The 23,978-nt window shown below is 72.0% G+C and carries 22 protein-coding genes; 15 read left to right on the forward strand and 7 right to left on the reverse strand.

Going from position 1 to position 23,978, the window contains the following annotated elements; all coding sequences use genetic code 11:
* Window positions 1-21: 21 nt before the first annotated feature.
* Window positions 22-558: an orotate phosphoribosyltransferase gene (gene pyrE, locus GQ466_RS22925; RefSeq protein WP_161105065.1), complete on the forward strand. Its 537-nt coding sequence runs from the start codon at window positions 22-24 to the stop codon at window positions 556-558.
* Between the two features lies 1 nt (window position 559).
* On the opposite strand, the gene GQ466_RS22930 is transcribed toward pyrE, so the two are convergent.
* Both GQ466_RS22930 and GQ466_RS22935 read right to left on the reverse strand, forming a co-directional pair.
* Window positions 560-1,006 carry a hypothetical protein gene (locus tag GQ466_RS22930; RefSeq protein WP_161105066.1) on the reverse strand — a complete coding sequence of 149 codons (447 nt, stop codon included), beginning with the start codon at window positions 1,004-1,006 and terminating at the stop codon, window positions 560-562.
* A 9-nt stretch (window positions 1,007-1,015) separates the two neighbouring features.
* Window positions 1,016-1,744, reverse strand: a complete 729-nt coding sequence (locus GQ466_RS22935) for a VTT domain-containing protein (RefSeq protein ID WP_161105067.1) — start codon at window positions 1,742-1,744, stop codon at window positions 1,016-1,018.
* A gap of 210 nt (window positions 1,745-1,954) precedes the next feature.
* Here GQ466_RS22935 and fbaA point away from each other — a divergent pair, with 210 nt between their 5' ends.
* The 10 genes from fbaA (at window position 1,955) to GQ466_RS22985 (ending at window position 12,586) form a co-directional block, all read left to right on the forward strand.
* Entirely contained in the window at window positions 1,955-2,977 is a 1,023-nt protein-coding gene (fbaA, locus tag GQ466_RS22940) for a class II fructose-bisphosphate aldolase (protein WP_161105068.1), read from the forward strand.
* Window positions 2,978-3,050: 73 nt separating this feature from the next.
* Window positions 3,051-3,500, forward strand: coding sequence for a winged helix-turn-helix transcriptional regulator (locus tag GQ466_RS22945; protein ID WP_161105069.1), 450 nt, complete (start codon window positions 3,051-3,053; stop codon window positions 3,498-3,500).
* 46 nt (window positions 3,501-3,546) lie between these two features.
* Window positions 3,547-4,065 carry a GNAT family N-acetyltransferase gene (locus GQ466_RS22950; RefSeq protein ID WP_202420954.1) on the forward strand — a complete coding sequence of 173 codons (519 nt, stop codon included), beginning with the start codon at window positions 3,547-3,549 and terminating at the stop codon, window positions 4,063-4,065.
* Between the two features lie 27 nt (window positions 4,066-4,092).
* Window positions 4,093-4,509, forward strand: coding sequence for a DUF3151 domain-containing protein (locus GQ466_RS22955; RefSeq protein WP_161105071.1), 417 nt, complete (start codon window positions 4,093-4,095; stop codon window positions 4,507-4,509).
* A 226-nt stretch (window positions 4,510-4,735) separates the two neighbouring features.
* Window positions 4,736-6,019 (forward strand): adenylosuccinate synthase, encoded by a 1,284-nt coding sequence (locus GQ466_RS22960; RefSeq protein WP_161105072.1) that lies wholly within the window; start codon window positions 4,736-4,738, stop codon window positions 6,017-6,019.
* A 98-nt stretch (window positions 6,020-6,117) separates the two neighbouring features.
* Window positions 6,118-6,462: a helix-turn-helix transcriptional regulator gene (locus GQ466_RS22965; protein WP_161105073.1), complete on the forward strand. Its 345-nt coding sequence runs from the start codon at window positions 6,118-6,120 to the stop codon at window positions 6,460-6,462.
* An 11-nt stretch (window positions 6,463-6,473) separates the two neighbouring features.
* Window positions 6,474-7,028, forward strand: coding sequence for a hypothetical protein (locus GQ466_RS22970; protein ID WP_202420956.1), 555 nt, complete (start codon window positions 6,474-6,476; stop codon window positions 7,026-7,028).
* A 93-nt stretch (window positions 7,029-7,121) separates the two neighbouring features.
* Window positions 7,122-10,679, forward strand: a complete 3,558-nt coding sequence (dnaE, locus tag GQ466_RS22975) for a DNA polymerase III subunit alpha (RefSeq protein WP_161105075.1) — start codon at window positions 7,122-7,124, stop codon at window positions 10,677-10,679.
* 74 nt (window positions 10,680-10,753) lie between these two features.
* Window positions 10,754-11,674 (forward strand): glycerophosphodiester phosphodiesterase family protein, encoded by a 921-nt coding sequence (locus tag GQ466_RS22980; protein ID WP_161105076.1) that lies wholly within the window; start codon window positions 10,754-10,756, stop codon window positions 11,672-11,674.
* Between the two features lie 117 nt (window positions 11,675-11,791).
* Window positions 11,792-12,586, forward strand: a complete 795-nt coding sequence (locus GQ466_RS22985; protein WP_161105077.1) for a DUF6585 family protein — start codon at window positions 11,792-11,794, stop codon at window positions 12,584-12,586.
* A gap of 55 nt (window positions 12,587-12,641) precedes the next feature.
* Here the strand turns inward: GQ466_RS22985 and GQ466_RS32940 are convergent, their stop codons facing one another.
* The 5 genes from GQ466_RS32940 to GQ466_RS23010 all read right to left on the reverse strand — a co-directional run bounded on the left by GQ466_RS32940 (window position 12,642) and on the right by GQ466_RS23010 (window position 18,830).
* Window positions 12,642-13,379: a GNAT family N-acetyltransferase gene (locus GQ466_RS32940; protein WP_161105078.1), complete on the reverse strand. Its 738-nt coding sequence runs from the start codon at window positions 13,377-13,379 to the stop codon at window positions 12,642-12,644.
* Between the two features lie 133 nt (window positions 13,380-13,512).
* A complete protein-coding gene (locus tag GQ466_RS22995) occupies window positions 13,513-14,952 on the reverse strand; it encodes a dihydrolipoamide acetyltransferase family protein (RefSeq protein WP_337193588.1) in 1,440 nt (479 codons plus the stop codon).
* Window positions 14,946-15,929, reverse strand: coding sequence for an alpha-ketoacid dehydrogenase subunit beta (locus GQ466_RS23000; protein ID WP_202420957.1), 984 nt, complete (start codon window positions 15,927-15,929; stop codon window positions 14,946-14,948). The genes GQ466_RS22995 and GQ466_RS23000 overlap by 7 nt, the downstream gene beginning before the upstream one ends.
* Window positions 15,929-17,044, reverse strand: a complete 1,116-nt coding sequence (gene pdhA, locus GQ466_RS23005) for a pyruvate dehydrogenase (acetyl-transferring) E1 component subunit alpha (protein ID WP_202420958.1) — start codon at window positions 17,042-17,044, stop codon at window positions 15,929-15,931. The genes GQ466_RS23000 and pdhA overlap by 1 nt, the downstream gene beginning before the upstream one ends.
* Before the next feature lie 169 nt (window positions 17,045-17,213).
* Window positions 17,214-18,830, reverse strand: a complete 1,617-nt coding sequence (locus tag GQ466_RS23010; RefSeq protein WP_161105079.1) for a hypothetical protein — start codon at window positions 18,828-18,830, stop codon at window positions 17,214-17,216.
* Window positions 18,831-18,957: 127 nt separating this feature from the next.
* Here GQ466_RS23010 and purS point away from each other — a divergent pair, with 127 nt between their 5' ends.
* The 4 genes from purS to purL all read left to right on the forward strand — a co-directional run bounded on the left by purS (window position 18,958) and on the right by purL (window position 23,938).
* Complete coding sequence (purS, locus tag GQ466_RS23015) at window positions 18,958-19,200, forward strand: phosphoribosylformylglycinamidine synthase subunit PurS (RefSeq protein ID WP_161105080.1); 243 nt, start codon at window positions 18,958-18,960, stop codon at window positions 19,198-19,200.
* Window positions 19,201-19,321: 121 nt separating this feature from the next.
* Window positions 19,322-19,768, forward strand: a complete 447-nt coding sequence (locus GQ466_RS23020; protein WP_161105081.1) for an ATP-binding protein — start codon at window positions 19,322-19,324, stop codon at window positions 19,766-19,768.
* A 137-nt stretch (window positions 19,769-19,905) separates the two neighbouring features.
* Window positions 19,906-20,586 (forward strand): phosphoribosylformylglycinamidine synthase subunit PurQ, encoded by a 681-nt coding sequence (purQ, locus tag GQ466_RS23025; protein WP_161105082.1) that lies wholly within the window; start codon window positions 19,906-19,908, stop codon window positions 20,584-20,586.
* A 1,150-nt stretch (window positions 20,587-21,736) separates the two neighbouring features.
* On the forward strand, window positions 21,737-23,938 hold the full coding sequence (purL, locus tag GQ466_RS23030) for a phosphoribosylformylglycinamidine synthase subunit PurL (RefSeq protein WP_237418302.1): 2,202 nt from the start codon (window positions 21,737-21,739) through the stop codon (window positions 23,936-23,938).
* The last annotated feature ends 40 nt before the right edge of the window (window positions 23,939-23,978 follow it).

Below are 23,978 nucleotides of genomic sequence, written 5' to 3' on the forward strand. Positions count from 1 at the left end.
CCGATCACTAGGGTTCTCCCTGTGAGCGATCGTGATGACCTGCTGCGAGAGATCAAGGCCAAGGCCGTGGTGCACGGCGACTTCGTGCTGTCGTCCGGACGGCGCGCGTCCTGGTACGTGGACCTGCGCCGCGTCACGCTGGACGGCGCGGTCGCCCCGCTCGTCGGGAAGGTGATGCTGGACGTCACCGAGGACCTGGACTACGACGCGGTCGGCGGTCTCACGCTCGGCGCGGACCCGGTCGCGACGGCGATGCTGCACGCGGCGGCGGCGCGCGGACGAAGCCTGGACGCGTTCGTCGTCCGCAAGGCGGGCAAGGCGCACGGACTGCAGCGCAGGATCGAGGGCCCGGACGTCACCGGACGCCGGGTGCTGGCCGTCGAGGACACGTCCACGACGGGCGGTTCGGTGCTGACGGCCGTCGAGGCGCTGCGCGAGGCGGGCGCCGAGGTGGTGGCCGTCGCGACGATCCTGGAGCGCGGCGCGGCGGAGCGCATCGCCGCCGAGGGCCTGGAGTACCGCCACCCGTTCACCACGGGCGACCTCGGCGTCGAGTAGGTCAGCGCCGCGCGACGTACCAGGTGGCGCGCTGCCCGGCCGGACGGTTCTCGACCTTGCCGTAGATCGTCACCTCGACCACCCCGCCGTCCCCGGCGACGACGCTGAGCGGCGCCTGGTCGTAGCGGCGTCCCTCGCCGGACATGAGCGTGCCGCGGAACACGACGTCGTTGCTGCCCGGATCGGTGATCGTCACCAGTGTCGAGCCGCGCACGGCGCGGATCACCAGCGGCGTGCTGCTGGACGGCGCGGACTCCGACCGGCTCGGCGACGACGGCGTCGCCGCCCGGGACTGCGCGCCCGGCGGGCCGCTCTGGTCCGAGCCGCCGGTCACCGCGTTGACGAGCGCGATCGCACCGCCGACCAGCAGTCCCAGGGCCAGGGCCACGGCGACGGTCGCGATGACGATGCGCGCGAGACCCCTGGGGTCCGACCGATGACGTCCCACATGGGGAGGTTAGCGATAACTGTCACCCTGGAGCGACGGTCGGGACTCATCGGCGTCATTCTTCTTCGCCGAGCCGTCCTTGTCGCCGCTTCCGCGCCGCATCTCCCGGATGATCGGAATGACCGAGAGAACCAGGACGACCGCGACACCGGGGAGGATGTAGCGCTCGATGTCGGGGACCTCGGAACCGAGGAAGTGGCCGAGCAGGAACAGCGCGTCCGTCCAGACCACGCCGCCGATGACGTTCCACAGGAAGAACGTGCGGGCCGGCATCCCGAGCATTCCGGCGAGCGGGTTCAGGAACGTCCGGACGATCGGGATGAAGCGCGCGATGAACACCGCGCGGGCGGGTCCGAACCGGTTGAAGTACAGCTCGGCCTTCTCCACCCACTCCCGCTTGAAGATCCGCGAGTCGGGCCGGTCGAAGAGGCGGCGGCCGTAGCGGGCGCCGAGCCAGTGCCCGAGCTGGGCGCCCAGAATCGCCGCGATCGGCCCGCCGACCAGCAGCGCGGGCAGCGACAGCGACTCGAACTCCTGGCCGTTCACCTCGTTCACGGCCGTCAGGATCCCCGCCGTGAACAGCAGCGAGTCGCCGGGGAGAACGCAGCCGAACAGCAGGCCGGTCTCCGCGAAGATGATCGCGATGACGCCGACGACGGCGAACGTGCCGAAAAGTTGCAGCCACGCCGTCGGGTGCAGCCACTCGGTGATGTTCAGGGAAAGCAGAGCGAGATCCACATTCCCGAGCGTACCCGTGCGGATGCCCCGGGGTCCGCGAGTCGAACCGACCCGGCTCTGGCCCGCGGCACGGAAAACGGGATACTGAGCGGTGGACGGCAGCCATGCCCGTACCGCAGGCCCGGGACCTCTGACCTGGAGCCGGGCGGGACGGGCGCAACCGCCCGGCCGGACGCCCGGCGGCACCACCGCAAAGAAAGGACACCCCACATGCCCATCGCGACCCCCGAGGTCTACGCGGAGATGCTCGACCGTGCCAAGCGGGAAGGCTTCGCCTACCCGGCCATCAACGTGACGTCCAGCCAGACCCTCAACGCCGCGCTGCGCGGGTTCGCCGAGGCCGAGAGCGACGGCATCGTCCAGGTGTCCACGGGCGGCGCGGAGTACCTGTCGGGCTCGACGGTGAAGGACATGGTCGTCGGTTCGACGGCGCTCGCCGAGTACGCGCGCGTGGTCGCGGCGGAGTACCCGGTGAACATCGCGCTGCACACCGACCACTGCCCGAAGGACAAGCTGGACGGGTTCATGCGCCCGCTCATCAAGATCTCCCAGGAGCGGGTGGCGCGCGGTCAGGAGCCGCTGTTCCAGTCGCACATGTGGGACGGGTCGGCCGTGCCGCTGGAGGAGAACCTCCAGATCGCGGCCGAGCTGCTGGAGGAGTGCGCCCGGGCGAACATCATCATGGAGATGGAGATCGGCGTCGTCGGCGGTGAGGAGGACGGCGTCGCCCACGAGATCAACGAGAAGCTGTACACGACGACCGAGGACGCGCTGGCGACGGCGCGCGCGGTCGGCGTCGGCGAGAAGGGCCGCTACATCCTCGCGGCGACGTTCGGGAACGTCCACGGTGTGTACAAGCCGGGTTCGGTGCAGCTGCGTCCGCCGGTGCTGAAGGACATCCAGGACGCGGTCGGCGCCGAGTACGGCAAGGACAAGCCGTTCGACCTCGTGTTCCACGGCGGTTCGGGCTCGTCGCTGGAGGAGATCCGCGAGGCCGTGTCGTACGGCGTGGTGAAGATGAACATCGACACCGACACGCAGTACGCGTTCACCCGTCCGATCGCGGAGCACATGTTCCGCAACTACGACGGCGTGCTCAAGGTGGACGGCGAGGTCGGCAACAAGAAGCAGTACGACCCGCGTTCGTACGGCAAGGCCGCCGAGACGAACATGGCCGCGCGCATCACCCACGCGTGCGAGAGCCTGCAGTCGGCGGGCAAGCGCCTGAAGTAGGACCGTGAACGGGCGCGGCGGGGCTCCCGCCGCGCCCGTTGCATGATGAAACCCGCCGGGTAGTCTCGCCGGCATGGCTCTTCCCCGCAGCTACGTGTCCCAGAACTGCTCGGTCGCCCGGTCGCTGGAGGTCGTCGGGGACCGGTGGACGCTCCTGGTCGTCCGCGCGGTGTTCGAGGGCCACCGGCGGTTCGACGACTTCCAGGACGACCTGGGCATCGCCCGCAACGTCCTCACCGACCGGCTGACGCGACTGTGCGACGAGGGACTGTTGCGCCGCGTTCGGTACCAGGAGCGTCCGGACCGGTTCGAGTACCGGCCCACGCGCAAGTGCGTCGAACTGTGGCCCGCAATGATGACGCTCATGCTCTGGGGCGACCGTTATTACGCGCCCGACGGGCCGCCGCGCATCGTCGCCCACCGTGGCTGCACGGGCACGATCACGTCCGCTCTGACGTGTTCGGCGTGCGGCGCGGCGCTGGAGCCGCGCGACGTCGTGCCGCTCGACGGACCGGGGGCCTGAGACTCCTTCGTCCAATGAGTTGTTTGACGCAACCCGCTGCGGTTCCATGGGTTGCGTGAAACAACTCGTCGATCCGGTGGTGCTGCCGGAGATCCGCGTCCGCCCGTACGGCGTCACCGACGCCGACCGCCTGCGCGCCATGTCGGGACGGCTGTCGTCCGCGAGCCTCTACACCCGCTTCCTGTCCGGAATGCCGTGTGTACCCGACTCCTACGTCCGGTCCCTGGCGCACCTGGACCACTGGAACCACGATGCGCTCGCCGCGCTGCACGGCGACGCGCTGATCGGCGTGGCCGAGTACGTCCGCGACCGCGACCGTCCCGAACGCGCCGAACTGGCCGTCCTCGTCGCCGACCCGTGGCAGCGGCACGGCGTCGCGCGCCTGCTCGTCGGCCTGCTCACCGGGCTCGCGCGCCGCCGCGGCGTCACCGGCTTCGACGCGGAGGTCAGCCTGGAGAACCGTCCGGCGCTCGCGGCGCTGCACACCGGCTGGCCGGACGCGCCCACGATCGACCTCGCCGGCGGCCTCGCCCACTTCCGGCTCCCGCTCCCCGACGGGCACTGACCACGGGCGCCGCGCCGGACGCCTACCATGACGCGCATGACCCAGAACCTGCTCGGCGGACCTCCCCCGACCGAACTGCCGGACAACGCCGAGGCGCGCACCGCCCTGGACGACGGCGTCGACCCCGTCGAGATCGCCGCGCGCTTCCCCGAGTACTCCGGGGCGTGGGCGGCGCTCGCCGACGCGGCCTTCGCCAAGGGCGGCGTCATCGAGTCGTACGCGTACGCGCGCACCGGCTACCACCGGGGCCTGGACGCGCTGCGCCGCGCGGGCTGGAAGGGCACCGGCCCGGTCCCGTGGGAGCACGTACCGAACCGCGGGTTCCTGCGGGCGCTGCACGCGCTCGGCCGCGCCGCCGCCGCGATCGGCGAGGACGCCGAGGCCGAACGCTGCCGGGCGTTCCTGCGCGACAGCAGCCCCACGGCCGCCGAGGTGCTCGGCTGAGCCCCTTTCGGCGCGTCGGGAACCGCCGCGGCGGACGTCCGCGACCCGCCGGGCGGTTCCTCCCACGGCGGCGTGCGGGTACGATTCTTTCGTAAGAGGCCCCTTCGCGCGTGCGAAAACTCCCAGGGTGCGACCCCCGGGGTGCGCACCGCGACGAGCGACGGATCCGCCCCGACCGGGCGGCGCCGCTCCGCACGGGGCCTTCGTCGTGGGAAGGATTACCGGCATGCCTGCCATCGTTCTTGTCGGAGCTCAGTGGGGAGATGAGGGCAAGGGCAAGGCCACCGACCTGCTCGGCGGCGACGTCGACTACGTCGTCCGCTACCAGGGCGGCAACAACGCGGGGCACACGGTCGTCATCGGGGACGAGAGCTACGCGCTGCACCTGCTGCCGTCCGGGATCCTGTCCCCCGACGTCGTCCCGGTGATCGGCAACGGCGTCGTCATCGACCCGGCCGTGCTCTTCCAGGAGATCGACGGGCTCGCCGAGCGCGGCATCTCCGCCGACCGGCTGCTGATCTCGGCGAACGCGCATTTGATCATGCCGCAGCACCGCACCCTCGACAAGGTCACCGAGCGCTACCTCGGCAAGGCCCGCATCGGCACGACCGGGCGCGGCATCGGCCCGACCTACGCCGACAAGATCAACCGCATGGGGATCCGGGTCCAGGACCTGTTCGACCCCAACATCCTCACCCAGAAGCTGGACCTGTCGCTGCGCGAGAAGAACCAGGTCCTGACCAAGGTGTACAACCGGCGCCGCATCGAGACCGGCCCGATCGTCCAGGAGTACCTGGCGTACGGGGAGCGGATCCGGCCCTACGTCGCCGACACCACGCTCGTGCTCAACAAGGCCCTGGACGACGGCAAGGTCGTCCTGCTGGAGGGCGCGCAGGGCACGCTGCTGGACGTGGACCACGGCACCTACCCGTTCGTGACGTCGTCCAGCCCGACGGCGGGCGGCGCGTGCGCGGGCTCCGGCGTCGGCCCCACCAAGATCACCAAGGTGATCGGGATCCTCAAGGCGTACACGACCCGCGTCGGCTCCGGCCCGTTCCCGACCGAGCTGCTGGACGAGCAGGGCGAGTACCTGCGCAAGACCGGCGGTGAGTACGGCGTGACGACCGGCCGCGACCGGCGCTGCGGCTGGTTCGACGCCGTCATCGCCCGCTACGCCACCCGCGTCAACGGCGTGACGGACTACTTCCTCACCAAGCTGGACGTCCTGTCCGGGCTTGAGCGCATCCCCGTCTGCGTCGCCTACGAGGTGGACGGAGATCGCGTGGACGAGCTGCCCACCACGCAGACCGGCTTCCACCACGCCAAGCCCGTCCTGGAGTACCTGGACGGCTGGAAGGAGGACATCACCGCCGCGCGCACCTTCGAGGACCTGCCGAAGAACGCGCAGGAGTACGTCCGCGCGGTGGAGGAGATGTCCGGCGCGCAGATCTCCGCGATCGGCGTCGGGCCGGGGCGCGACCAGACGCTGTCGCTGCGCTCCCTGGTCTGACCCGGGCGTTCCGGACGGCCGGGCGGGATTCCCGCTCGGCCGTTCTTTTTTGCGCCTAGTACTTGATTTCGCCAAGTACTGGGCGGAACATAGGCGACGTGACCCCCACTCACGACTCGCAACTGCTCAAGGGCGTCCTGCCGCTGCTGCTGCTCCACCTGCTGGCCGAACAGGAGTCCTACGGCTACCAGGTGGTCCAGCGGCTCCAGGCGGCCGGGCTCACCGACGTCCTGGAGGGCACCGTCTACCCGGCGCTCGCGCGGCTGGAGCGGGAGGGACGGGTCGCCTCGCGGCTCGTCGCGTCGTCCAGCGGCCCGGCCCGCAAGTACTACCGGCCGACCCCGGCCGGGTTCGAGGCGCTCGCGGCCGGGACGGAGAACTGGTCCCGGCACACCGCGATCGTCAACGCCGTCCTGACCCGCCCGCTGCCCGCGCCCCGATGAGGAGAGCCGCCGTGCCGAACGACCTGAGCCTGATCGACCGTCTCCGTATCGAACGCCTCGTGTGGACGCTGGACCAGCAGCTCTACGACCTCCCGCACGCGACCCGCGTCGCCAAGCGCCGTGAGGTTCGCGACAATCTCCGCGACGCCGCCCGCGACGTCGGGGTCGGCGAGGCGCTGCGCCGGCTCGGCGGCAGCCGCCGGCTCGCGGAGGAGTTCCTCGCCGCCGAGTACGGGCCCGGCCCGCGCCACTCCTGGCTCGCCGCCGGATACTTCCTCTCGCTCGTCCCGATGCTGCTGCTGTACGCGCTCGACGAGGCCGAGAACGCGTTCGAGCGCGGCGTCCTCGCGACCGACCCGCACGTCACCGGGACGTTCACCTGGGACGGGATCGCGCTGATCCAGCACGCCGTCACGTTCACGTTCACCGACGGGCACGCCGAACGCGTCGGCGGCGCGTGGACACCGCTCACGTACGTACTCTGGCTCGCCGGGACGATCCTGGTCGGACGGCTCTGGCGGCTTCTCCCCTGGTACCGGCGCCGCCGCGAGAACACGGCCGTCTGAGAGTTATCCACAGACGGCGATCGAGGCTTGGGACGGGCGCGGAACGGACTAGGGTCTTGTGCGTCGGCAGAGGCCCCTGGGGAGGCGCGGCGCGTGGCTGATTCGTACGTCCACCTGCATGTTCACACCGAGTACTCGATGCTCGACGGCGCGGCGAAGATCGCGCCGCTGGTCGAGCGCGCCGCCGAGCTGGGGATGCCCGCGGTCGCGATGAGCGACCACGGCAACATGTTCGGGTCGTACGAGTTCTGGAAGGCCGCCAAGAAGGCCGAGATCAAGCCGATCATCGGGATCGAGGCGTACGTCGCGCCGGAGTCCCGGTTCGTCAAGAAGCCCATCCTGTGGGGCGACCCGAGCCAGAAGAAGACCAACGAGGCCACCGGCGAGGGCGGCGACGTCTCGGCGTCCGGCTCCTACCTGCACAAGACGATGTGGGCCCGCAACGCCCAGGGCCTGCGCAACCTGTTCAAGATCTCGTCGCTGGCGTCGCTGGAGGGCTACTACCGCAAGTGGCCCCGGATGGACGCCGAGCTGTTCGAGCAGCACGGCGAGGGGATCATCGCGACGACGGGGTGCCCGTCGGGGGCCGTCCAGACCCGGCTGCGGCTCGGGCAGTTCGACGAGGCGCTCAAGGCCGCCGCCACCTACCAGGAGATCTTCGGCAAGGAGAACTACTTCCTGGAGCTGATGGACCACGGGCTCCCGCTGGAGCGCCGCGTCCGGGAGGACCTGGTCGAGATCGGGCGGCGGCTCGGGATCGCGCCGCTCGTCACCAACGACTCCCACTACGTCACCGAGAGCCAGGCCGACGCGCACGACGCGCTGCTGTGCGTCGGCACCCAGAGCCTCATGTCCGACCCGAACCGGTTCCGGTTCGGCGGCAGCGGCTACTACCTCAAGACCGCCGACGAGATGCGCGCGGTCGACGCGTCCGACCCGTGGCAGGAGGGCTGCCGCAACACGCTCCTCGTCGCCGAGATGGTCGAGGACTACGCGGACGTGTTCTCCCACCGCGACCTCGCCGCCAAGTTCCCCGTCCCCGACGGCGAGACCGAGATGTCGTGGCTGCGCAAGGAGGCCGAGCGCGGCGCCCGCAAGCGGTACGGTGACGACGTCCCGCGCGAGGTGACCGAGCGGATCGAGTACGAGCTGGGCGTCATCGAGTCGATGGGGTTCCCCGGCTACTTCCTCGTCGTCGCCGACATCTGCAACTACGCCCGCGACAACGGCATCTGGCTCGGCCCGGGCCGCGGCTCGGCGACCGGGTCGATGGTCGCCTACGTCACCGGCATCACCGAACTCGACCCGATCGAGCACGGACTGATCTTCGAGCGGTTCCTGAACCCCGAACGCATCTCCATGCCGGACGTCGACCTGGACTTCGACGAACGTCGGCGCGGCGACATGATCCGCTACGTCACCGAGCGGTACGGCGAGGACAACGTCTCGCTGATCATCACCTACATGACGATCAAGTCGAAGGCCGCGGTGAAGGACGCCTGCCGCATCCTCGGCTTCCCGTTCGCGCTCGGCGACCGCATCACCAAGGCGTTCCCGCCCGCCGTCATGGGCAAGGAGATCCCGCTGACCGGGATCTTCGACGAGAACCACCCGCGCTGGGCCGAGGCCGCCGAGCTGCGCCAGCTCTACAACGACGACGTGGAGATCAAGCGCGTCATCGACACCGGGCTCGGCATCGAGGGCCTGACGCGCGGCACCGGCGTCCACGCGGCCGGCGTGATCCTGTCGTCGGAGCCGCTGATCGAGGTCATGCCGATCCACCAGCGGCCCGACGACGGCGCGCGCATCACCGGGTTCGACGGGCCGTCCTGCGAGGAGCTGGGCGCCCTCAAGATGGACTTCCTCGGCCTGCGCAACCTCACGATCCTCGGCGACGCCGTCGCGAACGTGAAGTCCAACCGGGGCGTCGACCTGGACATGGCGCAGGTGTCGCTGCACGACGACAAGACGTACGCGCTGCTGCGGGCGGGCTGGACGCTCGGCATCTTCCAGCTCGACTCCACGATGATGCGCGACCTCACCAAGCTGATGTCACCGACGGAGTTCGAGGACGTGTCGGCCGTCCTCGCCCTCGGCCGTCCGGGGCCGATGGGCGCGAACGCGCACGTCAACTACGCGCTGCGCAAGGCGGGCCAGCAGCCCATCGAGCCGATCCACCCCGAGCTGAAGGACGCGCTGGAACCGATCCTCGGCAACACCTACCACCTGGTCGTCTACCAGGAGCAGGTCATGGCCATCGCGCAGCAGCTCGCCGGGTACACGCTCGGCGGCGCGGACATCCTCCGCCGCGCGATGGGCAAGAAGAAGAAGGCCGAGATGGACAAGCAGTGGGCCATCTTCTCGGAGGGAATGGCGAAGAACGGCTATTCCAAGGAGGCGACACAGGCCGTCTGGGACGTCCTGGTGCCGTTCTCGGCCTACGGCTTCAACAAGTCCCACACCGCCGGGTACGGGCTCGTCAGCTACTGGACGGCCTACCTCAAGGCGAATTACCCCGCCGAGTACATGGCGGCGCTGCTCACGTCCGTGGGCGACAACAAGGACAAGATGGCGGTGTACCTCGGCGAGTGCCGCCGCATGAAGGTCAAGGTCCTGCCGCCGGACGTGAACGAGAGCGTCGCGCGGTTCGCGGCGGTCGGCGACGACATCCGGTTCGGGCTGAACGCGATCCGCAACGTCGGCGACAACGTCGTGGACGGCATCCTCAAGGGCCGCGAGGACGGCCCGTACGCCGATTTCAACGACTTCCTGTCCAAGGTGCCGATGCCGGTCTGCAACAAGCGGGCCATCGAATCGCTGATCAAGGCGGGCGCGTTCGACAGCCTCGGGCACGAGCGCAAGGCGCTGCTGTCGGTCCACGAACAGGCGATCGACGCGGTCATCAGCGAGAAGAAGAACGCCGCGATGGGCCAGGACTCGCTGTTCGGCGGCATGGACGACGTCGCCGACGGCGGAGGCGGCTCGTTCTCCGTCGCCATTCCCACCGGCGACGAATGGGACAAGGCGACGCTGCTGCAGTTCGAGCGGGAAATGCTCGGCCTGTACGTCAGCTCGCACCCGCTGGACGGCGCGGAACGCATTCTGGAGCGCGCCCGCGACATCTCGACCGCCGAGGCCGGCGCGGGCGGACGCGAGGGCATGGTCCGGCTGTCGGGGATCATCGCCGGCCTGGACCGCAAGGTCACCAAGCAGGGCAACACCTGGGCGATCATCAAGCTGGAGGACCTGGAGGGCAGCATCGAGGTGCTGTTCTTCCCGAAGGTCTACCAGCTGTACGCGCCGTCGCTCGCGCCGGACGTCGTGATCTCGGTCCTCGGCCGGATGAACGAACGCGACGGCAACGTGTCGATCCACGCGCAGGAGATGGAGGTGCTGGACGTCTCGGCCGCGACCGGCAAGGAGCCCCCGGTCGTGATCAGCGTCGCGATGGACCGGATCACCGAGCCGACCACGGCGGAGCTGAAGCGCATCCTCAAGGCCCACCCGGGCGACGCGCCGGTGCACCTGCAACTGCGACGGCACGGACGCAAGGGGCTGCTGGTGAACCTGGAGTACTTCCAGGTGCAGCCGAATCCGGGGCTTTTCGGCGACCTCAAGAGCCTGTTCGGAGCCGGTTCCGTGACGCAGTGAGCGCGTTTCTCCTGTTCGGAGCGTTCTCACCGTCCGGCCATCCCGCGTTCGTGACCGCCCGGTAAGTTGCGTGCGTGACAACCTTCGGGGGGACCGTGGAGATTCACGGTCATCGGGGGGCGCGGGGGCTGCGGCCGGAGAACACGCTGCCCGGTTTCGTCCACGCGCTCGATCTCGGCGTCGACGCCGTCGAACTGGACGTGGGGATGACCGCCGACGGCGTGGTCGTGCTCAACCACGACCAGGTGCTGTCGGCGGTGAACCTCGCCGACACCGGGCCGGCCGTGCCGGGTGATCCGCTGTTCCCGTACGTGGGGCGGGCGCTCGGGGATCTGACGCTCGCGCAGGTCCGGACGCTGGACGCGAGCGCGCGGCGGCCCGTGGCCGGGACGGCCGACCCGTTCGCGTTGACGCAGCGCGCGGTGCCCGGCACGGGGCTGCCGACGCTGGCCGAGGCGTGCGCGCTGCTCGGGCCGTCCGGGCGGGTGGAGCTGGCGGTCGAGCTGAAGACCGATCCGGACTGGCCGGAGGCGCGGGTGCGGCGCTTCACCGCCGCCGTGGCGGACGTCCTCGCCGCGCACGATCTGACGTCCCGCAGCCGTCTGCTGGCCTTCGACTGGCGCGTCCTCGCCGCGGCGGCGCACTGCGCGCCGTCCCTGGGGCGCGTCGCGCTGATCGAGCGCAAAACGCTGCGGCCCGGCACGCGCTGGCTGGCGGGGCTTCCCCCGGCCGACCCGGTGGGCGCGGCCCTGGCCATCGGCGCCACAGTCCTGTCGCCCGAACGCCACCTGACGACCCCGGCCCTGCTCGCCGACGCCCACGCGGTGGCCCTTCCCGTGGCCGTCTGGACGGTCAACGACCCCGCCGAGATGGCCTGGCTCACCCGTCTGGGCGCCGACGCGATCGTGACCGACTACCCCGACCGCCTCCGCGCCGTCCTCAAGGCCCTGAACCACCCCCTCCCGTCGCCCACCCCCGTCCCCACCCCCGTCTGACCCCCGCTCCCGTCCGCGCCATCAAATAGACATGTTTGTCTGATAGCGTCCCGCGCTGGGTGTGGTGCCGGAGGGTCGGTGCCGTGTCGACGGTGTGCGGAGCGCGAGGGAGCCGGGATGGCCGGGCACGTGGCGGGCGAGTTGGCCGTGCAGATGGACCAGGTGGCAGAGCGGGCCGGGCTCGGGGGTCGGCGTGGGGTTTATGCGGGGGCTCAGCCGGACGGGGGGTCGATCCGGTTCTCGCTTATCGCGGCGGTTGTGTGCGCGGTGCTGGCGGTCCTGCTGTTCGCTGCGGGGAGCGCCTTCGGGATGTTCTTCGTTCTGATCGCGGTGATCGCTGTTTGTCTGTGGGTCTCCGAGCTGTCGACCGCTTCCAAGAACACTCGGTTCGGTCTTCACCTTTACGAGCGCGGGCTTGTCGCCGCTGTCAAAGGTGGGACGCACGCCGTTCGCTATGACCGGACCGAGGTGTTCCAGAGCAGTCTTCGGCATACCGGGGTGGCCGGGTACACGGACTACACCTACAAGCTCACCACTGTGGACGGTGGGCAGGTGACGCTCCAGGGGCGCAACGGCGGGACGCCCGCGACCGGGAAGTTCGAGCGGCACGACGAGTGGGGGACGGCGCTTCAGGAGGCCGTGACCCGCGTCCGGCTTCCGGGCGCGCTCGATCGGCTGAACGCCGGGCAGCGCGTCGAGTTCGGCAGGCTGTGGGTGACGCGGGACGAGGTCGGCTCCGCCAAGGGCGTCATCCGCTGGCACGACGTCGAGGACCTGCAGATCATCCAGGGCTTTCTCAAGTTCAAGGTCGCGGGCAAGTGGCGGGCGCCGGTCAGCGCTTCGGTGTCCGGCATTCCGAACCTGTACGTGTTCCTCGGCATCGCCGACCGGCTGCGGGGACGCGTGCGCTGATCCGTCGCTCCGCCGGCGCCGACCAGAGCGGGTAAACGGTGAGAACGTCGCGTTCTCAGCCCTTGGGCGCGTACTCGAAGAAGCGGCCCAGGTCGCGGAAGCCCACGGCCGCGTAGACGCGTTCGGCCATTTCCGTTGATTGCAGGCTGGCGGTCCGGCAGCCGCGCGCTCGCGCGTTGTGGGCGTGCAGGACGGTCAGCGCCGTGCCCAGCCCCCGGCGGCGGGCGTGCTCCAGCGTTCCCACGTTGTAGATTCCGCAGTCGTCGTGGTGGTCGAAGGCCATCGCCGTCGCGGCGTTCTCGCCGTCCAGGCGGGCGATCAGGACGTGGAAGGCGGTGCTGTCCGCCTTTTCCAGAAGGCCCGGGGGCGTGCCGAGGACGCGCAGGTACTCCGACCAGTCCGGCGGGCCCAGGTCGATGTCCGGGACGGGCGCGCTGAGGTCGTCGAGCACCATGCCCATCACGCGCGACGACTCGGCGAAGGTGTAGCCGCGCCGCTCGATGTCGTCGCGCAGCGCCTTGTCACTCTCGTGCACCCAGGCGGCGAAGTGGGTGACGCCGGCTTCCGCGTACGCGTTTTCCATCGCGTCCAGCGCGGCCGTGCGCGCGGCGGCGTCCAGGTCGCGTTCCAGCAGCGCGTTGTTGTAGACGGCGCGTTCAGGGCCGGCCGGGAAGACGGCCGCAGAGACGCCGGGGAAATGCCGGACGGCCGCGTCGGGCGCTCCGCGCGCGTACTCCTGCCAGGACGCCAGCAGCGTCGCGGCGCCGCGACGGTAGAGATCAGCATCGTCCACCGCGCAGCCTCCCCCCAGACGCCGCCCGCGGGCGGCCCTCCGACCGAACGGTCGCCACCCTCGCACTCGGCGGGCCCCGCCCGAAACTGCTTTTCCCGGCGGGTGGGCGCGGCCACCCGCCGGGCGTCGAGCGTCAGGAGCGGGCCAGCAGGGTGAGCGGGTCCTCGAGCATGTCCCCGACGTCGCGGAGGAGCTTCGAGCCCTCCTCCCCATCCAGGATCCTGTGGTCGAAGGACAGCGCGAGCGTGGTGACCTTGCGGATCGCCAGCTCGCCCTCGTGGACCCACGGCAGGTCGCGGATCCGGCCGAACGCCAGGATCGCGGCCTCGCCCGGGGTGAGGATCGGGGTTCCGGCGTCGATGCCGAAGACCCCGATGTTGGTGATCGTGATCGTGCCGCCGGTGAGGGACGCCGGGGTGGACCTGCCCGCCCGGGCCGTCTCGGCGAGCGCCGTCAGGGCGCGGGCCAGGTCCGGCAGGGAGAGCGTCTGGGCGTCCTTGACGTTCGGGACGAGCAGGCCCCGATCGGTCGCCGCCGCGATCCCCAGGTTCACCGACGGGTGGACGACGATCGCGTCGCCGTCCCACGTCGCGTTCGCCGTCGGGTGGCGGCGCGCCGCCGCGATCAGGGCCTTGGCCACGAACAGCAGCGGGGAGACCTTGACGTCGGCGAAGTCGGGCGACGTCCGCAGGCGGGCGACCGCGTCCATCGTCGGCGTGACGTCCACCTGGAGGAACTCGGTGACGTGCGGCGCCGTGAACGCCGACTCCACCATCGCCGCCGCCATCGCCTTGCGGACGCCCTTCACCGGGATCCGCTCCCCCGCCGCGGACGCCGCAGACCCGGCCCGCGCCGCGGGCGCCGTCGGCGCGGCGGACCCGTCGGGCGCCGCGGGCGCCGTCGGCGAGGCAGGCGCGGGCGGGGCTTCCAGGGCCGCGCGGACGTCGTCGCGGGTGATCGTGCCGGCCGGGCCGCTGCCGGTCAGGGTCGTCAGGTCCACGCCGAGGTCGCGCGCCATCTTGCGGACGGGCGGCTTGGCGAGCGTCGCGGCCCGTCCGTCCACAGGCTGTGGACGAGCGTGCCCGGCCTTGCGCGGACGCCGCTTCGTCGCGCCCGGCTTCACTCCGTACCCCACCAGCACCGGCTGCCGCTTCGGCTCCTCCGGCGGCGCCTGCGGGACCAGGTCCTCCTTGAGGTCCGCAGGCTGGGCGGGCAGCGGCTCCGGCTCGGGCGCCGCGGGCTCCGCGACGTCCGGCGCCGGCGCGTCCGGGGCGGGCGCGGCCGACTCCGGCGCGGCCGTCGCGGCGGCGGGCGCGTCGACGGCGGCGGCGTCGGCCACGGCGATGATCGGCTCGCCCACGTCGACCGTCGCGCCCTCGGCGGCGAACAGCTCGCTCACCACCCCGTCGAACGGGCACGGCAGTTCAACGATCGCCTTGGCCGTCTCGATCTCCACGATCGTCTGGTTGACCTCCACGGTGTCGCCGACCGCCACGTGCCACTTGACGATCTCCGCCTCGGTCAGCCCCTCGCCCACGTCGGGCAGCTTGAACAGGTGCACGCCGCTCACCACGCGAAGGTCCGGTCGACGGCGTCCAGGACGCGGTCGAGGTCGGGCAGGTAGTGGTCCTCCAGCCGGGACGGCGGGTAGGGCGTCGAGAACCCGCCGACCCGCAGCACCGGCGCCTCCAGCCGGTAGAAGCACCGCTCGGTGATCCGCGCGGCCAGCTCCGCGCCGAACCCGGCGAACACCGGCGCCTCGTGGACGACGACGCAGCGTCCCGTCCGCGCGACGGACGCCTCCACGGTGTCCACGTCGAGCGGGTTGAGCGACCGCAGGTCGATGACCTCCAGGGAGCGGCCCTCGGCGGCGGCAGCGGCGGCGGCCTCCAGGCACGTCTTCACCGACGGCCCGTAGGCGAGCACCGTCACGTCGTCGCCCGGCTGGACGACCTGAGCCGCATGCAGATCCGGCAGATCGGACAGGGCGACGTCGGTGGAGACCTCCGCCTTGTCCCAGTACCGCCGCTTGGGCTCGAAGAAGATCACCGGGTCCGGCGAGGCGATGGCGCGGCGGATCATCGTGTACGCGTCCGCCGCGTTGGAGCACGCCACGACCCGCAGCCCGGCCGTGTGCGCGAAGTACGCCTCCGGCGACTCCGAGTGGTGCTCGACCGCGCCGATGCCGCCGCCGCACGGGATCCGCACGACGACCGGCAGCTTCACCGCCCCGAGCGACCGCAGGTGCATCTTGGCGAGCTGCGTGATGATCTGGTCGGCGGCCGGGAACACGAACCCGTCGAACTGGATCTCGCAGACGGGGCGGTAGCCGCGCAGCGCGAGTCCGATGGCCGTCCCGACGATCCCGGACTCGGCGAGCGGCGTGTCGATCACCCGCTCCTCCCCGAAGTCCTTCTGGAGCCCGTCGGTGACGCGGAAGACGCCGCCGAGCCGCCCGACGTCCTCGCCCATGACGAGGACCTTCGGGTCGTCCTCCATCGCGCGCCGCATGCCCTCGTTGAGCGCGCGGCCGAGCGTCAGGGTCGTCATCAGGCCACCTCCTCCTCGAACGAGGCGAGGTAGGCCGCGAACGCCTCCTGCTCCTCGGTCATCAGCGCGTGCGGCGCCGCGTAGACGTTCTCGAAGATCGCCTCGGGGCGCGGGTCGGGCAGCGCGCGGCAGCGCGTCCGCAGGTCGGCGGCGATGTCCTTGCCCTCGGCCTCGACGGACGCGAGGAACGCGTCGTCGGCGAGGCCGGAGCGGCGCAGGTAGGCCCGGACGCGCTCGATGGGGTCCTTGAGCTTCCACGCCTCCTCGTCCGTCCGGAGCCGGTACCGCGTGGGGTCGTCGGTGGTGGTGTGGGCGCCCATCCGGTAGGTGTACGCCTCGACGAGCGTCGGTCCCTGGCCCGTCCGGGCGTTCTCCAGCGCGCGGCGGGTGACGGCGAGGCACGCGAACACGTCGTTGCCGTCCACCCGGACGCCCGGGAACCCGAAGCCCTGCGCCCGCCGGTACAGCGGGATGCGGCTCTGGCGCTCCAGCGGCTCGGAGATGGCCCACTGGTTGTTCTGGCAGAAGAACACGACCGGCGCGTTGAACACCGACGCGAACACGAACGCCTCGTTGACGTCGCCCTGGGACGTGGCCCCGTCGCCGAAGTAGGCGATGGCGGCCCCGGCGTTCGGTGTGCCGAGCAGCCCATCGCGCTGGATCCCCATCGCGTAGCCCGCCGCGTGGAGCGTCTGGCTGCCGATGACGATGGTGTAGAGGTGGAAGCCGTGCTCGGCGGGGTCCCAGCCGGCGTGGTTGACGCCCCGGAACATTCCGAGCAGCTTCAGTGGGTCGACGCCCCGGCAGTAGGCGACGCCGTGCTCCCGGTACGTCGGGAACACCATGTCCTGGGCGGTGAGCGCGCGGCCGGAGCCGATCTGCGCGGCCTCCTGGCCGAGCAGCGACGCCCACAGCCCGAGTTCGCCCTGCCGGGTGAGGGCGACGGCCTCCCGGTCGATCGCCCGGACGAGCACCAGGTCGCGGTAGAGACCGCGCACGTCCTCGGCGGACAGGTCCAGCGGGTAGTCCGGGTGCTCGACGCGCTCGCCCTCCGGTGTGAGGAGCTGGACGAGCCCGCCCTCCGGGGGCCGGTCGCGCATGGAGTCGATCGTCATTGATGACCCTCCTGGTTCGGGGTCCCGGACGCGGGGTCGCCGCAGCCGGGACCGGCCTCGGAGGCTCCACCCCGGGTGGGGGATGAAAGCCACATAAGCCATCGTGACAGACATCACGCCCCGGGGCGCAACCCCCGATGACCAGTTCCTACCCGCGTCCCGCCGACCGTCACTCCCGCGAGAGCGCCCGCGTCACACCGGCCGCGACCGTCAGTCCGAGCAGCAGGCCGCCCGCCGTGATGAGGTTCGCGATCCACTGGTAGAACCCGGACGGCGCGAACTCCGCCTCCTGACCGAGGCTCCCGATCGGCAGCAGCAGGTCCAGCGTGTAGAAGAAGGCGTTGAAATGGGGCTTGTGGCCGTCGTCCAGGACGCCCGGATGGTGCAGCGAGAAAACGACCGTCCCGATCGCGAGCAGCCCCAGGAGCCAGGTCAACGCCCGGAACGGACGGTAGCCGTAACCGACCAGGACGTCCTGCACCCACCCGACGGCCTTGCGCGGCAGGCTCTGCGTCGCGCGCCGGTCGCGGGCCTTGGCGAGCAGGACCGAGCGCCCCTCCTCGTCCAGGCCGAGCGTCCGGTAGGTCTGGGCCAGGCGCTCGTAGGGCTGCGGCTGGTAGCCGTCGGTGTCGCGGCGCAGCCAGTTCAGGCGCTCGCGGGCCGACAGCGGCGGCTCCAGCGTCTCGTACTGGAAGCCGTCGAGCTGGAGCCGGTCGGGCCAGGACGCGGGGTCGTCGCGCAGCAGGTTGATCCGCGCGTAGGCGAGGTCCACGACGCCGCGCACCGGCTCGGCCGGACGCAGCACGACCTCCTCGGCCTGGATGCGCTGGAGGCTGAGCGCCGTCCCGCCCTCGTGCGCGAGCCGGGCGCCGCGCAGGTCGAGCTGGCCCTGCACGCGCGCGCCCGCGAACGTGACCGCGCCCTCGGCGGTGAACCCGTCGGAGCAGTACACGTCGGTCTCGACGGCGAGGTCGTCGGCGTTCAGGGCCGTCCGGCCGGGCGCGGCCAGGTTCGCGCCCACGAACGACAAGTAGCCGCCGACCCGCACCCCGCGCATCCGGACCTCGCCGCGCGCGGTGAACCCCGCGTCGCAGAACACGTTCGCGCCGACCTCCAGCCGGCTCGCGTACAGCGCGGGACCGCCGGCGTTGTTCAGCGTGGCGCCCCGCAGGATGAGCTGGCCGCCGATCCGCGCGCCGGGCAGCCGCACCTCGCCCTCGGCGGTGAAGCCCTTGTCGCAGTAGACGTTGGCGTCCACGACGAGCCGGTCGCCGAGCAGCGCGTCCCCGCCCGGATTGGCCACCCGGACGCCCGACATGTTCAGGATGCCGCTGATGTGGGCGCCGTCCAGCCAGACGCCGCCGCCGATCCGGCTGTCCTCCAGCCACAGGTGCCCGTCGATCCGCGCGCCGGACGCCACCAGCCCCGGCAGCGTGCAGCCCAGCAGGTGGACGCTGTTCATCGTCGCCCAGTACAGGTGCGGAGCCTCGTCGAGGACACAGCCGGTCAGGTCCAGCGGGACGTCCACGCGCGCGTGCTTGAGGTTCAGCGTCCCGGTGATCCGCGCGCCCGTCAGCCGGACGCCCGCGACCTGGCCCGGCTGGGGCTCCACCGCGCCCGCCAGCAGCGCCGCCAGCACGTCCGCGCGGATCATCCGCTCCGGGCCCCACAGCGCCGAGCCTCCGGTGTCGGTGCGGCCCGTCCCGCCGGACAGGTCCACCGACGCGCCCCGGCGGTAGGCCTCCCACAGACGGCGCTCGGGCGGCGACAGCTCGTCGGGGTTCATCGCGGCTCTCCTGGGGGGACGGTGGGCTGTGACCTGCCATCGTGCCGTACGCTGCCTGTCGTCAGTCCGGACGTTGGGAATCGCGCGGAGTCCGCACGGGAACGCGCAGATCAGTGAGGGGGCCGTCGTGGCGCGCGTCGTCGTGGACGTCATGCTGAAGCCGGAGATCCTCGACCCGCAGGGGCAGGCCATCGCCCGCAAGCTCCCGCAGCTCGGCTTCGCGGGCGTGAGCGCGGTGCGCCAGGGCAAGCGCTTCGAGGTCGAGCTGGACGGCCCGGCCGACGAGGCCGCCCTCGACCAGGTCCGGACGATCGCCGAGACCCTGCTCGCGAACCCGGTCGTCGAGAGCTACGAGGTGCGCGTCCTGTAAGGCGGGCGTCACTTCCGCGCCCCGCAAAGACCCCACGGCGTAACGATTACGACAGATCATGCCGGGGAAGCCCTTTACCGGTACGTAGTCCGAACCCACGGCGTGCGGACCAGGGGGCGCGATGGACATGAACTTCTCGCTGGCCGTGCCCGGCGAGGCGCCGACGATCCCGTTGGTCCGCCGCGTCGTCGGGGACGTCCTGCGCGGCCTCGGCGCCGCCGAGGACTGCGTCGGCGACCTGCTCATCGCCCTCTCCGAAGCCTGCACCAACGCCGTCCAGCACGGCCGCGGCGACTACGAGGTCGCCGGGCTCCTCGACGGCGACTCCTGCCACCTGCGGATCATGGACTGGGGCCGCGGCGCGAGTGAGGCATCTCTCACGTCCGACCGGGGCGACTTGGCCGAGTCGGGCCGCGGGATTAGGATCATGCGCGCGCTGGTGGACGAGGTGACGATCGACCCGGCGACCGACCGGGGCACCATCGTCCACCTGCGGAAGCGCCTGACCTGGCGGGACGGGGCCGTCATCCGGCGACTTGACCGCCGTCTCACGCACAGCGCCGGGTAGATTGGGGAGCGCGCGCCAGGAGACTCGCGACGCGCAGCGGCGACGGCGGGCAGTGCCGCCCCTCTCCGGCCGCCCTCATCCAGCGGGGTCGGTTCGCCGTGACCGGCGGACGAAGATCGCTACCTAAAGGAACGAAGATGGACGCTGCCCGGGTGGGGGTCATCACCTTCCCAGGTTCCCTCGACGACCGTGACGCCGCGCGCGCCGTGCGGCTGGCCGGCGCCGAGCCGGTCGCGCTCTGGCACGCCGACGACGACCTCCGGGGCGTGGACGCGGTCGTCCTGCCCGGCGGGTTCTCCTACGGGGACTACCTGCGGGCCGGGGCCATCGCCCGGTTCGCGCCGCTGATGGAGAAGCTGGTGGACGCGGCGCGCGGCGGGCTGCCCGTCCTCGGCATCTGCAACGGCTTCCAGGTGCTCTGCGAGGCGCACCTGCTGCCCGGCGCGCTGCTCCCGAACGCGGGCCTGCACTTCGTCTGCCGCGACCAGCGGCTGCGGGTGGACGACGCCGACACCGCCTGGACGCGCGACTACACCGCCGGGCAGGAGATCGTCGTCCCGATCAAGAACCGGGACGGCCGCTACGTCGCCGACCCCGACACGCTCGCCGAACTCGAGGGCGAGGGCCGCGTGGTCGCCCGCTACCTCGACCTGAACCCGAACGGCTCGCTCAACGACATCGCGGGCGTCCGCAACGAGGCGGGCAACGTCGTCGGGCTGATGCCGCACCCCGAGCACGCCGTCGAGTCGCTGACCGGGCCGTCCACCGACGGGCTCGGCTTCTTCACCTCGATCGTCAAGCGGCTGGTGGAGGCATGACCCCGGGGAGCCGGGCGCGCAGGAGGGAGAACAGATGAGCGAGCAGCGTCCCGACGTCTCCGGCCCGGACCGCAAGTCCCGGCGCCGGCGCGACGAGCCCAGCCTGGAGTGGCTGGAGGACCTGAAGTCCGACGAGGGCGACCCGGAGCTGGCGCCGGTCGACCCGGCGGTCACCGAGGCGTTCGGGGCCATCGTGGAGGAGGGCGACGCCGCGCTGCGCCGCGCCTCGTCCCCGCCGGTGCCGGCCGCGGCGCCCGAGCCCGCCGGTGAGGCGACTCCGGAGGCCACCCCGACCCCGCCGCCCGCGCCGGGCCTCGCGCCCGCCGACGCGGACGCCGACTTCGTGCGCGCGCTGGCCGAGGAGGGCGCGCTGCCCGGTCTCGTCGTGGGCGTGGCCGAGAGCGGCGAGCAGCCCGCCGTGACCGGGACCGGCCCGCAGCCGGTCGTGCCCGGCGAGAACACCGGCCCCCAGCCCGCCGTCACCGGGAACACGGGCCCGCAGCCCGCCGTTCCGGGCGGTACGGGACCTCAGCCCGCCGTCACGGGCGGTACAGGCCCCCTGCCCGCCGTCACGGGCGGCACAGGGCCCCTGCCCGCCGTCACGGGCGGCACGGGACCGCAGCCCGCCGTGCCCGGCACCGGGCCGCAGCCCGTCGTTCCGGGCGGTACAGGCCCACAGGCCGTCGTCCCGGGCGGTACAGGGCCTCAGCCCGCCGTCTCCGGCGGTACAGGGCCGCAACCGGCCGTGCCCGGTGGCACCGGCCCGCAGCCTGCCGTCACGGGCGGGACGGGGCCGCAGGCCGTCGTTCCGGACGAGACCGGACCGCAGCCCGCCGTCACGGGCGGTACAGGCCCCCAGCCCGCCGTGCCCGGCGGCACAGGACCGCAACCGGCCGTACCCGGCGGTACGGGCCCGCAGGCCGTCGTGCCCGGCGGTACGGGCCCGCAGGCCGTCGTTCCCGGGAACACGGGGCCGCAGGCCGTCGTCACGGGGAACACCGGGCCGCAGCCCGCCGTGGCCGAGGACGGCGCGGAGCCCGCCGGCACGGGCGAGCAGCCCGCCGTCGCGGCGGCGCCCGAGGTCGTCACCGACACCGTCGACGCCGCCCGGCGCACCCCCGACCGGCCGCAGCCGTACGCCGAGCTGGGGATGAAGGACGACGAGTACCAGCGCGTCCGCGAGATCCTCGGCCGCCGCCCCACGTCCGCCGAGCTGGCGATCTACTCGGTGATGTGGAGCGAGCACTGCTCCTACAAGTCGTCCAAGGTCCACCTGCGGCAGTTCGCCGAGAAGGCGCCGCAGACCGACGCGCTGCTCGTCGGGATGGGCGAGAACGCCGGGGTCGTGGACGTCGGCCAGGGCTGGGCGGTGACGTTCAAGGTCGAGTCGCACAACCACCCGTCCTACGTGGAGCCGTACCAGGGCGCCGCGACGGGCGTGGGCGGGATCGTCCGCGACATCATGGCGATGGGCGCCCGCCCGGTCGCCGTCATGGACTCGCTGCGCTTCGGCCCGGCGGACGCGCCCGACACGCAGCGGGTGCTGCCCGGCGTCGTCGCGGGCGTCGGCGGGTACGGCAACTCGCTCGGCCTGCCCAACATCGGCGGCGAGACGGTCTTCGACGCCTGCTACGCGCAGAACCCGCTGGTCAACGCGCTGTGCGTGGGCATCATGCGGCACGACGAGATCCAGCGCGCGGCGGCCCCCGGCCCCGGCAACAAGGTGATCCTGTTCGGCGCGGGCACCGGCCCGGACGGCATCGGCGGCGCGTCCGTGCTGGCCTCCGCGACGTTCGACGACGCCTCGCAGGCCAAGCGCCCGAGCGTCCAGGTCGGCGACCCGTTCCTGGAGAAGGTGCTCATCGAGTGCTGCCAGGAACTGTTCGCCGAGGACCTGGTCGTCGGCGTCCAGGACCTCGGCGCGGCCGGGGTGTCCTGCGCGACGACCGAGCTGGCCGCCGCCGGGACGGGCGGCATGGCCGTCGACCTCGACACCGTCCCGCTGCGCGACGCGACGCTGCTCCCCGAGGAGATCCTCATGAGCGAGTCGCAGGAGCGGATGATGGCGGTGGTCGAGCCCGCCAAGGTCGAGCGGTTCCTGGAGATCTGCGCCCGCTGGGAGATCCCGGCGACCGTGATCGGCGAGGTCACCGACACCGGACGGCTCGTGATGACCTGGCGCGGCGAGACGATCGTCGACATCCCGCCGGGCACGGCCGCCGACGAGGGGCCGGTGTACGAGCGTCCGGCCGCGCCGCCCGCCGACCTCGGCGCGCTGCAGAGCAACACGCCGGGGCAGCTCACGCGGCCGTCCAACGGGGACGAGCTGCGCCGCACGGTGCTGTGGCTGGCCGGGTCGCCGAACCTGGCGTCCAAGACGTGGATCACGTCGCAGTACGACCGGTACGTGCTCGGCAACACCGTCCAGGCGATGCCGGAGAACGCCGGGATCGTCCGGATCGACCCGGACACGGGCCTCGGCGTGGCGCTCTCGCTGGACGGCAACGGCCGCTACGCGCGCCTCGACCCGTACTCGGGCGCGCAGCTCGCGCTGTCGGAGGCGTACCGGAACGTGGCGGCGACGGGCGCGCGCCCGCTCGCGGTGACGAACTGCCTGAACTTCGGCTCCCCGGAGGACCCGGGCGTCATGTGGCAGTTCGCGCAGGCCGCCGAGGGGCTCGCGGACGCGTGCCAGTACCTCGGGACGCCCGTCACCGGCGGCAACGTCAGCTTCTACAACCAGACCGGCAGCACGCCGATCAACCCGACGCCGGTGATCGGGGTGCTGGGCGTCCACGACGACGTCCGGCGCCGCGTGAACATGTCGTTCACCTCCGACGGCGCGACGCTGGCGCTGCTCGGCGAGACCCGCGAGGAGTTCGGCGGGTCGGAATGGGCGCACGTCGTCTACGGCCACCTGGGCGGACTGCCGCCGAAGGTGGACCTCGCGGCGGAGCGGGCGCTCGCGTCCGTGCTGGTCGCGGCGGCGCGCGACGGCCTGCTGACGGCCGCGCACGACCTGTCGGACGGCGGCCTGTCGCAGGCGCTGGTCGAGTCGTGCCTGCGCGGCGGGCTCGGCGCGTCGATCACGCTGCCGGGGGACGCGTTCGTGACGCTGTTCAGCGAGTCGGTCGCGCGGGCCGTCGTGGCGATCCGGCCGGGCGGCGAGGCGCGCGTGGCGGCGCTGTGCGAGCAGTTCGGCGTGCCGGTGACGCAGCTCGGCGTCGTCGGCGGCGACGAGCTGCGCGTCACGGGCCGCACGGCCGAGGGCGAGACCGGCGAGCTGTTCGCGATCCCGCTGTCGGAGCTGCGCGAGACGCACGAGCGGATGCTGCCGAGCTACACCAGCTAGACCGCGGAGACGTCGTCCCGGGGCCGTCACGCGCCCCGGG

This window comes from Actinomadura rayongensis (genome assembly GCF_009831215.1).
Classification (GTDB): domain Bacteria; phylum Actinomycetota; class Actinomycetes; order Streptosporangiales; family Streptosporangiaceae; genus Spirillospora; species Spirillospora rayongensis.